The sequence below is a fragment of the Deltaproteobacteria bacterium GWC2_55_46 genome (assembly GCA_001595385.3).
GTDB lineage: Bacteria > Desulfobacterota > GWC2-55-46 > GWC2-55-46 > GWC2-55-46 > UBA5799.
On record LVEI03000001.1, the window covers coordinates 2,529,948 to 2,545,649 of the forward strand.

The 15,702-nt window shown below is 52.0% G+C and carries 11 protein-coding genes; 10 read left to right on the plus strand and 1 reads right to left on the minus strand.

Translation table 11 applies throughout. From position 1 onward, the window contains the following. Positions 1–2: 2 nt before the first annotated feature. The 10 genes from A2V21_312030 (at position 3) to A2V21_312075 (ending at position 12,661) form a co-directional block, all read left to right on the plus strand. On the plus strand, positions 3–1,562 hold the full coding sequence (locus A2V21_312030) for a hypothetical protein (protein OIJ74929.1): 1,560 nt from the start codon (positions 3–5) through the stop codon (positions 1,560–1,562). After that, on the plus strand, positions 1,543–1,953 hold the full coding sequence (locus A2V21_312035) for a hypothetical protein (GenBank protein OIJ74930.1): 411 nt from the start codon (positions 1,543–1,545) through the stop codon (positions 1,951–1,953). The genes A2V21_312030 and A2V21_312035 overlap by 20 nt, the downstream gene beginning before the upstream one ends. A gap of 85 nt (positions 1,954–2,038) precedes the next feature. Further along, positions 2,039–2,962 carry a hypothetical protein gene (locus A2V21_312040; protein OIJ74931.1) on the plus strand — a complete coding sequence of 308 codons (924 nt, stop codon included), beginning with the start codon at positions 2,039–2,041 and terminating at the stop codon, positions 2,960–2,962. A gap of 43 nt (positions 2,963–3,005) precedes the next feature. Then, a complete protein-coding gene (locus tag A2V21_312045; GenBank protein ID OIJ74932.1) occupies positions 3,006–4,529 on the plus strand; it encodes a hypothetical protein in 1,524 nt (507 codons plus the stop codon). A 95-nt stretch (positions 4,530–4,624) separates the two neighbouring features. Next, a complete protein-coding gene (locus A2V21_312050; GenBank protein ID OIJ74933.1) occupies positions 4,625–6,073 on the plus strand; it encodes a hypothetical protein in 1,449 nt (482 codons plus the stop codon). A 26-nt stretch (positions 6,074–6,099) separates the two neighbouring features. After that, complete coding sequence (locus A2V21_312055) at positions 6,100–7,380, plus strand: hypothetical protein (protein ID OIJ74934.1); 1,281 nt, start codon at positions 6,100–6,102, stop codon at positions 7,378–7,380. 57 nt (positions 7,381–7,437) lie between these two features. Continuing rightward, on the plus strand, positions 7,438–8,604 hold the full coding sequence (locus A2V21_312060; GenBank protein ID OIJ74935.1) for a hypothetical protein: 1,167 nt from the start codon (positions 7,438–7,440) through the stop codon (positions 8,602–8,604). Beyond that, a complete protein-coding gene (locus A2V21_312065) occupies positions 8,601–10,013 on the plus strand; it encodes a hypothetical protein (protein ID OIJ74936.1) in 1,413 nt (470 codons plus the stop codon). The genes A2V21_312060 and A2V21_312065 overlap by 4 nt, the downstream gene beginning before the upstream one ends. Before the next feature lie 70 nt (positions 10,014–10,083). Further along, positions 10,084–11,508, plus strand: a complete 1,425-nt coding sequence (locus tag A2V21_312070) for a hypothetical protein (GenBank protein OIJ74937.1) — start codon at positions 10,084–10,086, stop codon at positions 11,506–11,508. Positions 11,509–11,536: 28 nt separating this feature from the next. Further along, positions 11,537–12,661, plus strand: a complete 1,125-nt coding sequence (locus tag A2V21_312075; protein ID OIJ74938.1) for a hypothetical protein — start codon at positions 11,537–11,539, stop codon at positions 12,659–12,661. Between the two features lie 197 nt (positions 12,662–12,858). On the opposite strand, the gene A2V21_312080 is transcribed toward A2V21_312075, so the two are convergent. Next, positions 12,859–15,222, minus strand: a complete 2,364-nt coding sequence (locus tag A2V21_312080) for a hypothetical protein (protein OIJ74939.1) — start codon at positions 15,220–15,222, stop codon at positions 12,859–12,861. Between the last annotated feature and the right edge of the window lie 480 nt (positions 15,223–15,702).

Sequence of the window (15,702 nt, forward strand, 5' to 3'; positions counted from 1 at the left end):
TTATGGGCATGAGCTTGTGCTTGAAGAGCGCCCCGGGGCTTTCGCTTGCGGTTGTGGTCGTTATCGCACTGGGGGCAAGGCTTCTTCTTCTTTACGGCTTTGACGTGGTAGCGCCTGACGGGGTCGTCCTTATAGAGATGGCAAAGACATTCGCCGCAGGAGACTTCTTCACCGTAGACGTGCCGGAGCACCACCATGAGCCTTTGTATCCTGCTTTGATCTTCGCTGTCTCGGCATTGACTCCACTGGATTACGTAAGAAGCGGCCAGCTGGTCTCGCTCGCCTCAGCAGTAGCCACGATATATCTTGTCTACATGCTCGCTAAAAGGCTCTACGGACAGAAAACAGGCATCTATTCGGCTCTCATATTGTCGCTGGTGCCCCTGCACGCGCTCTCATCCGTGACGGTTCTCAAGGAATCTTTTTATACGCTCATGGCCGTGGCAGTAATCTATTCATGCGCGCTTGCGATAGAGAGAAGAGGCAGGGCATATTTTTTTCTGACCGGCCTGTTCCTGGGGCTTTCTTACCTTGTGCGTTTTGACGGCATTTTGCTTCTATTGTCGATTCCTTTCCTCTATTACGCTATCGACTCAGGGGCTTTGCGGGCAAATTTGTTATCCATGTTCGTTTTGATTTTTGCCGCATTAACTCTCTACGCGGCTTATGCCGCGGTCCTGTACATTCAGACCGGAGAGATTACGATAAGCAAGAAGCTAAATTATTATGTAACCCCCGTTGCGGCGCCCGAGGCCGCGAAAGAAAAGCTTATCAGGGATTACGGCTATATAGAAGGCGAAGAGATAATAAAGAGCGGATCTCAGTGGAGGGCGTTTTTGACAAAAAGAACGGAGGGCTTGTACAAGGCCGTGCACTACATTCTGCCTGCTGTCTTTCCTGTGCTTCTGATGCTTTTTGCCGGAGCAGGGATCGGGGCCGGGGCTGGTAAAAAAGAGATGCTGCTTCTCTTGATCCCTGTGATCTATGCGTTCGTCTTTCCGTTTATGAAGTATCCGACAGATAACAGGTATTTTCTGTGCGTAACGCCGTTTTTTTCCGTTTTTGCCGGCAGGGGCCTTGCGCTCCTTCAGAATGGATTGGCGCAGAGACATAGGCATCTGCCCGGGGTTTTTATGATTATTTTTCTAATTGTCTTTGCGCCATGGGCAGTCAAGCCGATGTTTGACGGAAAGACCTACAGGGATGAGCTGCTCCAAAAGGAGGTCGGTCTGTTCATACGGGGAATTGAGCAGAAGGAAAGAATTAAGATCGTCTCGCCATTGCCGGTCGTTTCATTCTATGCTGGAGCCAGGCTTTTTTATCTTGGGCCTCTGAAAAAAGAAGGCGAGATAATTGGTCTGCTGAGAGATACAGGGGCTGATTACGCCGTCTTGGATGACATAAGAGCCGTTGAACGCCTCCTGAAAGAATCAAAGAAAAAGCAATCTGCTCTCGGAATAGAAAAAATAAAAGAGTTTTCCGGAGGCGGCATCCAGGTGATCGTCTTGAAGGTGCGCCGATGCATGGAAAAAGGAGGATACGGTGAGATTCAGGCTTGCTGATTTTCCGAGTGCCTCAAACCAGAGCGTCCCGCTAAACAAGATGAACAGGCTTGCGAGGAAGGTACGCGAGCTTTTCATCGAAGGGGAGATATGCGTATGTTGCGGGACGAAGATAAGGGCTTATTTTTTCAGATCCGAGCATACGCTCAGCATGAGGCAGTGCCATGTCGAATGCAGCGGGTGCAGGTGCGTTTTCCATTTCCTGTGCTATCTGGAGGCAGTGGGCGCAAGTAAGGGGGATGGGGCCGTTTACAGGTGGCCGAAGGGGGGTCAAGGAGAGTGTCATGTTGCGCCTTGCCCCAAGTGCAAAAAAAAGGACGCCTGCATGATCGTGCTGGAGGGTGCAAAAAAACCGTTTGCGAAAGACGAGACCGTTCGCGCCGGGGTTTGATATGGCAAGAGAGGGGCTGACTGGATCGCGAACAGATGACCTGGGCTTATTAAGCTCCATAGCCCATGGTGACGCGGAACAACCGATGGTGAACGGCACGCCAATCCTTGAAAGGGCTTTTTCCCACATAGAGATAGGCATCCACAAATATTGTAACAGCAAATGCCCTTTCTGCCCGCATGGCCAGGAGGAAAGCTCATCCATGCCCAAGGGGGCGATGTCCGAAGAACTTTACCTGAAGGTGCTCGGAGACCTTAAGGAGATGGGATTTTGCGGGCGGATCTCGTTCCACCTGATGAACGAGCCCCTTTTGAGCAAGAACCTCGTGAGGTTTGTAAGGCTTGCCAGGGAATATTGTAATGACGCCTGCATACTCATAATCACCAACGGGAGCGTCCTTTCATACAGGTATCTCGTGGAGCTTTTTGAGAACGGCGCCGACAGGATAGCGATCAACCATTATTCAAAGGCGAGAAAGCGGCTGGTATTCCCACTGATCAATGCGCTTGCGTCTGTCGTAAAGATGAGCCGTCGAAACGCCGTATTGCATCGATGGTCGAGCGTTGTCTTCCTTGGGACTTATTATTTGCTCACGCTTGACGACACGTCAAAAAAATACTTAAGGATATTCTTCAGGCTGGAGAGCGAGCGCATGGCCCGCGTCTCTTTTTCCATTACGAGGTTTTACACGAATTACACGAACCGGGCAGGCAATCTCAAGACAAAAGTGCTTAAGGAGCCGTTAAAGGAATTCTGTATCTATCCGTTCGTGCAGATGTACATAACCTATGACGGCAAGGCCGTTATCTGCAGCGCGGATTACTTTCACAAGGAGGTCGTGGGAGACGTCGAAACGAGTTCGCTCCTGGAGATATGGAACAGCCGGCGCTACAAGATGATACGCTCAAAATTGTTCCGGGGCGACAGAGGCGGCCTTATATGCGAACAATGCGACACTTTTTTTCTGTACGAGCCCGATCTCTATTATCCGGTGCCGGGCGACAGATGAGGAAGGACTGGCCGGAGAGTTAATTCGGAGAGCTGATACTGAAATGGCGAGGATACTGCTCACGGCTACACGCTCGTTTTACAGGCCAACGAACGCGAATTTTCATTACGGTCTGCTTGCGCTCGCTAGCTACATAAAAAAGAACTCCGGCCATCATGTCGAGATCCTCGACGGGTCCATCCATACCTACGGGGAGTATCTGGGTCTGCTTGAGCAAAAGGCCCGCTCGTCGGATATAGTGGGCTTTTCGATGATGACGCCTCAAGTGGGGGACACTTGCAGGAGCATGCTCCATCTCAGGGACAAGGGACTCAGGCCATTCATCGTCGTGGGCGGGCATCATGTCACGCTCTATCCGGGCCAGACCGTACAATCCGACCTGATAGATTTCGCCGTGGCCGGCGACGGCGAAAAGAGTCTCCTGGCGCTCTGTAATGCCCTCGATTCAGGCGGAAGTACGGACAACATTGCAAATGTGCTCACCAGGTCCAATGCGACAGAGATGCTCAAAAAGCCGTTCGAGACGCTTCCTTATGAGGAGCTTTATGACGCCGACTACGGCGTCATAGACCCTGGCATTATGAAGGCGATGAAAAAGCAGTTTTGCTACCTGACCGGGCGCGGGTGCATGTTCAAATGCACGTTTTGCTACAACAGCGCCATAGGAAACAGGTGGAGGGGCAAGACGGCCGATGTTGTCCTCGATGAGGTCGGACGCCTTTACGAGAAGTACCGCTTCGAGAAGCTCTATTTCAGGGACGAGTACTTCTTCGCTGACAGGGACCGCGTGGCAAGGATACTTTCGGGTCTTGCCGTGAAAAATTATCCGTTTACATGGATCACCACATGCAGGGCCAGCGACTTCAGGAGCAAGATAGACAGGGAGATAATAGATCTTCTGATAGCCAGCAAATGCGAGGAGTTGAGGTTCGGGGCAGAGTCCGGTTCTGACAGGTGCCTCAAGTTCCTCAAAAAAGGGATCACGGTGGAGGACACCCTGAGGGCCGCAAGGGTCTGCGCCGAGATAGGCATACGCGGATCCTTTTCGTTCCTCTCCGGATATCCGACCGAGACGAGCGAGGACAGGATACAGACCGTAAGGCTTATCGGCAAGATAAAGAAGATAGACAAGAGGCATATTATCCTCGGGCCTTTCGCCTACTACATATATCCAGGCGGCAAGCTCTACGAAATGATAGCCGGGAACAGTGAATGGAGCATGAAGTTCCCTGAGTCTTTCGAGGGCTGGGCGCGGTCCAAATACGGGAATATGTTCGAGCAGCAGTCGGAGCCGGAAAAGTTCGCATGGCTCGATGAGCCGGATTTTGTCAAATACTTCTGGTATATCATCTTCTTCCGCTACATAGACGACCACTTCAGAGGATTCGGCTGTGTAAAATCGGCCCTTCTGAAGTTGGCGCTAAGCCCCTGGCTTATATCCACCAGGATTAGATGGCGGCTTTTGAGATTCGGGAAGCTTTACGACTACCGCCTCTACGAATGGCTCGACATGCGACGGCGCTCGGTAAAAAAGCATCTGCAATCCTTGCTTAAGACGTTTAAATAGGACAAGCCGGGCCTCTGCGGAAATCGCGACCATTTGACTTCTCAACCAACGCATCCAGAATCCTCTCCTCGCTCAAACTGACTGGAGACTGTTTCATGAGGTCGGGCGAAACACTTTTCAAGAACACGACCTATCTTCTGATATCCACCACCATCCAGAAGGCTGTGGGGCTAGTCCTTACTGTCGTTCTGGCAAGGTATCTCGGCGCCGATGGGTACGGACGGTATTCCTTCATCCTGGCCTTTGTGATAATGGCCGACACCGTACTGTGCTACGGGGTCGACGTCCTGATGGTAAGGGAGATAGCCAGGGAAAGGAGCAAGGGTGAGCCTATACTGATGAACGTACTGACGCTCAGGGCCCTTCTTGTCCCGGTATTCATCGGCATTGTAGCCGGGTGGATGTTATTGTCCGACAAGGCGTGGGAGATCAAGGTCTTGGTGCTGCTCCTCTCCATGTTCCACCTTTTTTATTCGTTCAACAAGACAATATGCTCATTTTTCGGCGGCTATGAGCGGCTCGAATACGTGACCATGCTCGACATAGCCTACAGCGTGTTGAAGAGTTCCTTTATCATAGCCGCCGTCTACCTCGACCTGGGGCTGGGCTATATTGTCGCGGGCATCTCGGTTTCGTATTTTCTCGTCTTTGCCTTCGGGGCCGCGATCTACCGCTCAAGGTTTTTTCCTCTGGCCTTCAGGATGGACTGGGGGTGGCTGCGTCAGAACCTGAACAGCTCGTTTTGGTTTGTCCTATCCGTCATCGTCTTCGGGTATTACTGGAAGGTAGACCAGCTTATTATCTCGGATCTCCTTCCCTACGAGAAGGTCGGCATATACAGCGCGGCCTTCCTTTTCATAGACCTGTCTATAGCCTTCTCCCTTGCCTACTTCTCGTCGGTCTATCCGCTGATATCAAGGATCTACCATGAGGACAGCGGCCATTTCGAGCTCATATGCAGAAAGAGCAACAAGTTCTTCCTGATCATTGGCGTCCCGATTCCATTCATCGGCCTTTTTATCATAGACGGGCTGATACCGCTTATCTACGGGAGGTCTTTCATTGAAACCGGGCAGATCGTGAAGATATTCCTCTTCACGATACCTTTCGTGTTCTTAAAATCTTTTATGATCCGGATAGCCTATTCGACGGGCAGGGAGAGAAGCCTTTTTTTCGTCACCCTTGTTGCCATCGGCTTGAAGATAGGCCTGAATTACCTCCTGGTAGAGGGGTTCGGGATAGTCGCCGCCGCGCTCGTAATGCTTGCCGTCGAGATACTGTACACCCTTCTTATAAAGGCCTTCTGTTTTCCCTCAGAGGATTTTTTGGTCAAAAGCATTCTGTCATATGCTTATAAGCCGTTGCTTTCATCAGTCGTCATGATGACTGGCTTATTCATCCTCCATGGCTACGGCATCGTCATAACGTGCCTTGCAGGTGTCACGCTGTACATCCTTGCACTATTTTTGCTTAAGGCCATAGATGAAGACGAATGGTTCGTGATCTCCGCCAAATTCAACAGTTTGCTGAGGAGCAGGAATTGAGTTTTTTCGTTAAACTCTCGTTCTTGATGCTGGGGCTCACCTATGACGCGCAGTTCCTGCAGATTTCCCAGGGACTGTTCGTCTATGACGTTCTTTTTTTCGGGATGATGGCCTTTTATATCGCCGGTACCGGGTTCAAGGTCAAGGTGATGATACCCAGGCCGTGGCTATATTTATCGGGCCTTTTCATACTGGCCCATCTGACCACGATCATCGTCACGTTTGTCATCGGATATCCCAACCTCGACATGGAGACGGTTATTTTCATCAAGTTCCTATACCTGTTCTCGCTCATGGTGTTCGCTAGCCTGATTGTTGATGATAGGCTCGTGGAAGACGCCTTCTGGTATTTTGCCGTCGGCGTTATTGCGGTAGCCGCCTTCGGGCTATACCAGGTCTCTCACGCCACAGGAGGACACCTGCTGGCCGGGCATTATTACCGCATCGCGCACCATGACGAGGGCCTGCTTAACGCCAATACCCTTACTATACAGACAAGCATAGGCGGCACGATAGTCCTCATGTTTTTCATTAAGGAGAGGTCGGTTCTCAAAAAATGGGGCGTCTATCTTCCGGCATTTCTTTTCCTTATGGGCGTGACTTTTTTCACCTTCTCGAAAGGCGGTTGGACGGGTTTTGCCCTGGGCACAGTAGTCTCATTGGCGCTGTGCGTCAAGAGGATTGGTTTTTTGAGGCTTGGCGCGTCATGCCTCGTCTTGGCGGCGACCGTATACTTTGCGCTTGTCAAAATCCCCTTTTTGGAATATCTACCGGCGGCGGTAGGGCACCGTCTCTCGGAAGGGCAGATGACTGGGAGCTTCCAAAGGGTGGATTATTTTTATGATGTTTTCGTTCTTTTGTTCATGGAGCCTGTGGTAGTGCTCCTTAGCGGGGCCGGGTTTAAGAATTACACATACATGGTTCACGAAAAATATCAGTTTTTCGCTCCGGGCGACAATCCGCATAATCTCTTGTCCTATCTTTTCTTCGGCACCGGGTTTACCGGCGCTTTTCTTGTGATCGCCCTTTTCGCATCGATATTATGGACTGTTTTCAAGTGCAGAAGGGCCTGTGTAAGGCTGGAGGGCCGAGGCGGGCAAAGGGCCCTGTACGTGAATATGTTCATCTCCTGGCTGATCGTATCGATATGGTTTTCACTCATATCAGCTTACCCGATCTTCCATCATACCTTCTGGGTGTTCACGGGAATTGCGGGAAGATACATGCACGACCTTATTAAGATGAAGCAGTCATCGCCTAACGCGTCTCGCGGGGCTGAATCGGGCCTTGGGCCCGTGACAAGGTAATTACGGATTTGCGGATTTCAGGGCTGTTTGCGCGCACACTGGCGGAGGAAGAGACGGATGAGAGTAGCCTATTTTTCTAACGGGGAGACGATACATGACCAGAGGTTCTTTGATATGTTCGCCGGCTCCGGAATCGAGCTTCACATAGTGTCTTTCCAGAGAGGGCTTCAAGAAGTGAGAATGAAAAACAGGCTGCCTGAGATCATGGGGGCGCAGCTGCATAACCTGCCGCTTGAAAGTTTTACCGGGTCATCAGCAATAGATAACTTCCTGAACATGGTCAGGGCTGTTGTTTATTCAAGAAGGGTGGTGCGCAAAATAAGGCCAGCTGTCGTCCTGGCCTGTCATATCATCGATAAATACGGATTCATTGCCGCTCTGGCAAATGCCAGGCCGCTGGTGTTGCTGCCCGGCGGGACGGACGTGCAGATAAGCGCGAGAAAATCAAAGCTCAGGAGGTTTTTTATCCAATTCGCCGTAAGGCGATCCGAGATAATACTTGCTGATGCCGAGATAATCAAGAAGGAGGTCCTTGACCTTGTCCCTGAATATCCCGGGGAGAAGATTAAGGTCACGCTGCTTCCCGGCGTGGACCTTGATAATTTCAACCCTTCCGTTCCAAAGGCGGAAATAGTGAAAGAGCTTGGCTGGGAGGGAAAGAAGATCCTAATCATGACGAGGTCGCTGATAGACATTGTATACGGGGTTGAATATTTTCTTGAAGCACTTGTCCAGGTCACGAGGGACTTTCCGGATGTCAGGGTGATATTCTGCGGCGACGGCCCCTACAGGCAGGCTCATATGGAGTTTTTGAAGAGGCACAATATCGACGGATACGCCTACTTCGCCGGACACGTAGAGAATGGCACTCTTGCCGCGTTCCTTAACGCCGCTGACATATACGTCTCAAGCTCGCTTAGCGATGGGACTCCCCTTTCGCTGCTTGAGGCCATGGCCTGCGCCCTTCCGGTGGTAGTCACCGACGTGCCTGCGGTGATGGAGTGGATAAAAGATGGGGATAATGGATACGTCGTCCCTCGCAGAGACCCCGATGCGCTCGCAAAAAAGATCGTGGAGCTTCTGCGCGATGACATGCTTCGCGGCCAGATGGCGCAGAAGAACTTCAGGATAGCCGTTGAGCGGATCGACATAGAAAAGAACTTTGAGAGATTGATGCAGACCCTTTGCGATTCTATCTCCGAACGGGAAGGAAGAGGGATATGAAGATAGCGCTCGCGAATCCTGTAGAGTCAAACAACAGGCAGGGTAACGTAATAGGCTATCCGAACATGGGGCTGCTGTCCCTCATAAGTTACATCCGCGAAAAGATGAAGGACAAGGTGAGCGTAGAATACATAGAGACAATGTCATTTGACATGCACATCCGGATGGTTGAGAAGATCAGGCCGGATGTCTATGGCATCTCCTTCGCCTCCCACACTCTCACATACAAGAAAAACCCGTACGCCCTTATCAACGAGGTCAAAAACAGGTTTCCTGATATCCCCGTCATCTGCGGGGGTACTCACCCGACCGCCATGCCCGAGGACGTCCTCGAAAAGTCGAGGGCCGACATCGTGTGCATAGGTGAGGGAGAGGAGACGCTAGTGGAGATAATTTCCTACTTCCGGGGCGAAATATCCTCGCTTGGCGACATAAACGGGATAGCCTACCGGGAAAACGGCCGTATCGTAAGGACGGCTAAAAGGAAGTTCTGCGATATAAACAAACTGCCCATGCCGGCATGGGACATGATAGATATTCAGCGTTATTCGGGCCCGCATCTAAGGAAGTCCGGAGGGTACGCCACCTGCGTTCTTTCGAGCAGGGGATGCCCTTTCAACTGCGTCTACTGCTCAAACCCGATCTGGAGGACTGACAAGCCATGGTTCAGGATGAAAGACCCGAAGCTCGTTGTCCAGGAGATAGGCTACCTGTACGACAGGGGCGTGCGCGAGATATACATCCGCGCCGACGAGCTCAACCCGAATATGTCGTGGTGCCTCAAGCTGTGCAACGAGATAAGGAAGGCGGGCTGGAAGGACCTTTACTTCCAGTGCAATCTCCGGGTGGACACGATAAACGACGAGCTTGCCTCGGCGCTCGCTGATATCAATTGCTGGCTCGTGTACCTCGGCATAGAGAGCGTGAACCAGCGCGTGATAGACGGCATCGACAAACGGTACAAGGTCGATAAGATACCGGATGTCTGCAGGCTCCTCAAGAGATACGGTATCCAGATATTCGGCTATATGATGCTCTATCAGGTATGGGAGGAGAACAACGAGCTCAGGTGGGAGACGCCCGCAGAGGTCAACAATACCTTGAAAACGGCATGGAGGCTTTCAAAGGAGGGCCTTCTCGATTATATCTCCTGGCAGTTCGCAACGCCCATGCCAGGGGCGCGCCTGTGGGACATCGCCGTCAGACACGACCTGATGAAGAAGGAGATGAAGGGCGTGTGGGACATCAATATGCGCATCCCCGGCGTAAGCGAAAGGACGATGACGCGCCAGAGGCTACTGGGTTTCCTGATGCAGGGGTATTTCGCTTTCAGAAAAGGACGCATAAACTGGCGCATGTGGAAGAGGATACTAAGGAAGATGTCGTATATAGTGAGGTCGCTCAAATAAGGGGCGCTTATTTCTCCCCCCTCCCGTGAAGAGTGCTTCGGCGGGGTAGTTCATTTATAAGGTGACGGACATGAAAGTATCCCTGTTTGACGCGGGCCAGGGTCCGCAGAGCTTCAATACCTTCGGTAAATCCTACTGGACCTCCATGCCCCATTACGGGCTTTGCGCCCTGTCCGCCTCGGCCAAGGGCGCAGGCCACTCGGTCTGCCTGATAGACGTAAGGCAGGTAAACGGCTACGGCGAGCTTGAAAGGGTGATAGCAGGTCAAGAACCAGACGTCGTCGGGCTGAGCATGCGAACCTGCGACGAGCTGTTCCTTTCCGACATCGCGGCGCGGATAAAAAAGATAAACCCTAAGACCTTCGTCGTCGTAGGAGGCGTACACGTCGGGATAGCCTGGGACAGGCTGCAGAAAGACCCGAACTACGACTACCTGGTGGCAGGGGAGGGCGAGGGGACTTTCCCGAAGCTCCTGTCACATCTTTCCGACGGAGCCCGGAGGGGGCTTAACTTCATAAGCGAGAAGGTCATAAGGGGCGAGCCTATGGTAATGGACTCCCTTCCTTTCGTGGACAGGGAATTGTATCCGTTTGCGGAATGCGTAAAACACCCGAATTATCCGGGGCTCCTGCCTGCCCCCATGATAACGATGATATCGAGCAGAGGATGCCCGTACGGATGCAGGTACTGCGCCCCTTCGGAGAGGTCGAGCGACGATGCGCTTTTCGGAAGAAAATTGAAGTACGCCTCTGTGGACAGGGTGATCGATGAGCTCAAATACCTCAGGGAAAAATACGCATTCAGGTCTATAAAGTTCTACGACTACACATTCACGATAAACAAGGGCTGGGTAGAGGAGTTCTGCCGCAAATACCGGGATAACGGCTTTGACCAGAGGTTCGCCATACAGACGCGCGCCGATCTTATCGTGAAGAACCAGGACCTTATCCGCGACCTCAGCGAGGCAGGGCTAAAGATAGCCATCGTCGGCTACGAATCCGGGAGCAACAGTGTCCTTGAATCGCTCGGAAAAAAGATCACCGCCGAGCAGAACCTGGCCGCCGCAGAGATACTCAGGAAGTACAAGGTGGTGAATGTGGCCAATTTTATGCTTGGCACGCCGTTCGAGAGCAGGCAGGACGTGGACATGACTGTAAGGCACGTGCGAAAGATGAAGCCGGATATCGTTTCCGTCTCTTTCTACACGCCCATCGAAGGCACCGCCTTGTACGACTACGTAACCGAGCACGGGCTTTCCCTTGTGAACTCACCGGATGAGATGTACACTTATGCGCCTGACTACAGAAGGATCAAGGGGATTGATTACAACTACCTCAGGAAGGCCTCGATAAAGATGCTCTCAGGCAGGTTCCCTGTGCCTTTCCTGGGCTATCTCGCCTTCCTTTTGTACGTAAAGACTAAAAAGCACGTGGTGGTGCGCGAATACCTGACCCGTGCCTACACAATGTATTTGGATTTCGTGAGCGGTAGATAAGCTTCATCCGCGAAAACAGGTTAAAGGTATGGGAAAGATAAAGCTCCTCCATGTCGCTCCGTCTCTTAACAAGGGCGGGCAGGAAAAACAGTTATTCGAGCTTGTAAGGAGGCTGGATAGTCAAAGCTACGACATCATGGTGGTGAGCCTTTCCGAAGGCTGCTTCTGGACGAAAGAGATATCGAGATACGCCAGGTGCGTGGAGATCGAAAGAAAAGGACGCATCGAGCTACGGAGGCTGTCCAGGCTTGTAAGCCTCATAAGGGATTTCAGGCCCGATATCATACAGTGCTGGAGTTACTCGGCGATTGCCTACGGCATAAGCGGCGCTCTTTTAGCCTCGGTCCCCATAAAGATAATAACCATAAGGGGCAAGGAGAGGTGCAAAAGCGCCGTTTATCTGGCGAATAATGCGTTGTACAGGCTGAGCGACCTTGTGATATACAACTCGGCCGAGGCCCTGATGTACGAAAAAAGGCTTTACCGCCTGCCAGAGCGCAGAGCAAAGGTCATCTATAACGGGATCGATTGGACTGAGTTCGACCCCGTTATTGAGGACAGGTCCAGTGTTCTTGGCTTTCCAGTGCCCGAAGGCCAAAGCGTCATAGGCACTGTGGCGAGCCTTACAGGGAGAAAGAACCTTAAGATGTTCCTCGAGGCCGCCAAGGAGGTGCTTACGCGGGCCGAAGGCCTCGTCTTTGTCCTGGCAGGCTCAGGTGACAGGGAAAAAGAGTTGAAAGATTACTCTATGTCTCTGGGCCTGGAACGCGCGGTGCGCTTCATCGGGCGAAGGGACGACGTCCCGAAACTTTTGAAGTGCTTCGACGCCTTCTGGCTGACCTCGATGGAAGAGGGCACCCCGAACTCGATACTTGAGGCTATGGCCGCCGGGGTGCCGGTAGTAGCGACCGATGTAGGAGGGAATAGCGAGATAATAGAGCACGGCGCCAACGGCTTTCTGGTCCCGTTGAACGACATTAAGCGTATGGCGGATCATACAATGCAGGTCCTGATAAAAGGGCCGGAACGGGAAAAAATCACTGCAAATGCCAGAAGGACGGTTCGCATGAGGTTTGACATGGCAAGGATGGTGGAGGATTACGACAGCACCTATCGCGCCCTCTATGGGGGTAATCCGTGCAGGCTTCGGTAGCGATGCGCCTGTTGCGTTTTTTGAAAAGCTCCTGCCTTGCGCTGGCCGTCGTCCTTTCGGCCTGGGGCTGGTGCCATGCCGACGCGGATATACTGGTGGGCGGCTCCGTGTACGATGATAAGGAACCCCCTGTCTGCTAAGCCCATCCCTCCAAACCCGGCGCTCAAGAACATAGTAGCCGGGCAGTATCCTTCCGATCAGAACACTAAAGGCTCCGGCTTGCCGATAAAATATCCCTGTGCATAGTCGACGCCAAGTTTTTTTATGATCTTGAGCGTCTCCTCGCTCTCCACGAATTCGGCAACGCTCTTTATCCCCATGCCTCTCGCCACGTCGGCGATGGCCTTGACGAAGAGCTGGTTGTTCCTGTTGTGTCCGAGGTCTCGTATGAAAGTGCCGTCTATCTTGATGTAGTCAACATCCAATTCTTTCAGATAGGTAAAGGACGTGAAGCCTACGCCGAAATCGTCGAGTGAGAAACGGCATCCGATCGATTTCAGCGCCTTGACGAATTTAGCGGCCCGTTCGATGTCAATGACCGCCGCCGTCTCAGTGATCTCGAAGACTATGCGGTCGGGGTCGGCCCCCGTTTTGGATATGGCCGACCTTATGAACAGGGGAAACTCATCATCCATCAGATCCTTTCCAGACAGGTTTATGCTAAAAGTTTTGCCTTTACGGCCTTCCGCTGACATTAGTTCCAGAGTTTTTCTTATTATCTGCTTGTCGACGGCGCCTATTATATCAAACCTTTCAGCCACCTCGATAAAGGCGCCCGGCAGAAGTATGCTTCCGTCTTCGTCACGCATCCTCGCGAGCGACTCATAGTGGATGACCTTATCGTCCTTCAGATCAAGGATGGGCTGAGCCCATACCTCGAAGCGGTCGTCTTCAAGGGCCTTTAGTATTCGCTCTTTCCACTTGAGCCTTGAGTGGATGTCTTCCAGGATATGGTCTTCCTCGCGATAGAGGTGGCACCGGTTGCGCCCAAGCTCCTTGGCCCGGTACATGGCCGCGTCAACTTTTGTGAAGAGTTCGCTCACGGTTGACCCGTGGACGGGATAGATGACCATGCCAAGGCTTACGGACAAACGGAAAGGGATGTTTCCTGACCGGAATCCCTCTATTTGTTCCCTTATTTTCTCGGCCGTAACGATACCCTTCTTTTCATCGATTGACGGCAGGTAGATCGCGAATTCGTCTCCGCCAAGCCGCCCCAGTATGGATTCTTCGTCATGAAGGGCTTTCTTAAGCAGCCTGGATACGCTTCTCAGTATTTCGTCTCCGAGGCCATGGCCGTACGAATCGTTTATGGATTTGAAGTGGTCGATGTCAAGCATCATCAAAACTCCGGGCTCCTTGTCTTCATGACTGCTTAAAAGCCGCTCGGCAAAAAGGTATATGAAACGCGATCTGTTCAGAAGGTCGGTCATCTCGTCATGAAAGGCGAGATATTTGATCTTTTCCTCCGAGGCTCTTTTTTCAGTGATGTCCTCCTGTACAGTTAGGTAATTTATAATATTTCCGTCCTGGTCCTTGACCGGGCTTATGACCGTATTGCACCAGTAATGCCTGCTGTATCTTGTTTTGTTTTTAAGCACACCGCGCCACGTCAAGCCCCTTTTGATGGTCCCCCACAACTCCTGGTACAGGGAATCGGGGGTCTCCCCTGAAGAAAGGATGCGGGGCGTCTGGCCCAGAGCCTCCTGCCGGGTGTAGCCTGTGACCTGCTCGAAAACGGGATTTACGTATTCGATGACTCCGTCGCAGTCCGTTATGAACACAATGTTGCTGCTCTGCTCTATCGCCGTGGAAAGCTTTTTGATCTCGATCATCGCCTGCCGCTGCTCCGTGACGTCGATGCCGTAAATATTTACATAGCCGCTGTTCGCCACCGGCGAGAATACCATCGAGAATATCCGGTCTTTATTCTTTAACTCTATCATTTTATTTTTTTGAGAGTCGTAGATGCCCTTGACAGTCTGCTTCAAGGCCTCCGGCACTGACTGCCCTGCCTCGCAGCCCCATTCATTCAGCAAAGGGGCGCTCGCACCATTCCCGTACAGCACCGTCCCATCAACCGCGATGCGCAACACCGGGTTCGGATTCTCCGAAGGAAACTTCGCCAGAACCTTTATCTCCTCTTCCGCCCGCTTGCGTTCCGCGATCTCGGTGCGCAAAGCCTCGTTGGACAGCTCCAGTTCGCCCGTCTGTGTCTCAAGACGGGCATTGACGATGCGAAGCTCCTCCGGGCTCGGCATCGATAGGGCCTTTGGAATAAGCGGCCACAGCAGCACGGCTGTGATGACGGAGGACACGGCTGTAACGGCCTTTATGTAACCGTCAAGCCAGTAAACCGGCGTCCATACGGTCCAGACGCTCATCAGGTGAGTCGTCCCGCACGCCAGGATGAAAATGCCGAACATGACGAACATCCACCGGAAGGCCAGGTTCCTGCGGGTGCATACGAAGTAAACCAGCGCAAGGGGAATGGAGTAGTATGATATCACGATGAGGAGGTCCGAGACCACGTGAAGCCAGAGCAGGCCCGGTTTCCACAAGTAGCAGTGTCCATGAGGCATAAATCCGTCATCGCCGAAAAATTGACTCGCGAAATCAACATATGCTCTCAGATTGTCCACGCGCCACTCCGAATACATTTTTAACCAGCCCTGTTTATCCGGCGGACAATAGTCGGAGGCGACGGGAGAAAATATCGTAACTGACAGGTTTTTCGGGATGAGTGGGTCGCCGGAGGTTTTATTTCAAAGGATAAACGGGATGAGGCTTTTCTGAAAAAAGTATACATATGAGGGGCCTGAATTTCAATGGATTTTATCGTAAGCCCCCCAAAATAAAAAAGCGCAGGGTGTGTTCCCCGCGCTTTTATTCTGTATCTTCACGTCCCAGCGAACAGAAGTTGACAACGGCTATTACTGGGAAGGCGAAGAGGCCATAAGACGCTGCAAGCAGAATGGACACCTGGCCTCCTTATGCTGAAAGAAATTGACCTGCCGCTTCAATTTGAGACATTTGTCTCC